General features: G+C 66.8%; 1 protein-coding gene. It reads left to right on the forward strand.

The features are described from left to right. A partial coding sequence (locus AB4Z02_RS19360) for a hypothetical protein (RefSeq protein WP_441973009.1) occupies positions 1-161 on the forward strand: 161 nt, incomplete at its 5' end. Positions 162-361: the final 200 nt, after the last annotated feature.

Raw genomic sequence — 361 nt, forward strand, 5'->3', positions numbered from 1 at the left:
ATGTGAAGCCGAAGATCGCTGCGGCGCTCGCCGATGCAGCCCACAACGGCGTCCGCGACTCGCACGCCCTCAGTCAGGTCGTGCGCCGCACGGTCGGCCGCTGGGTGAACACGAGCTACCGTCGCCGCCCGATGATCGTGCCACTGGTGATCGAGGCGTAAGCCTCGAACACCAGCAAGCGCAGCATTGAAGCGTAATCGGCCCGAAACACTTCGCGAGTACTCTCCCGCTATGGGAGGCTTCGAAATCCGCGGTGCCACCCCGGCCGATGCCCGCTTCATGGGCGACATGCTGGTCGAGGCGGCGAACTGGAGTGTGACGCGCGCGCGGCCGCGTGTCGCGATCCTCGACGATCCGACCG

The organism is Pedococcus sp. 2YAF34 (assembly GCF_052114585.1).
GTDB lineage: Bacteria > Actinomycetota > Actinomycetes > Actinomycetales > Dermatophilaceae > Pedococcus.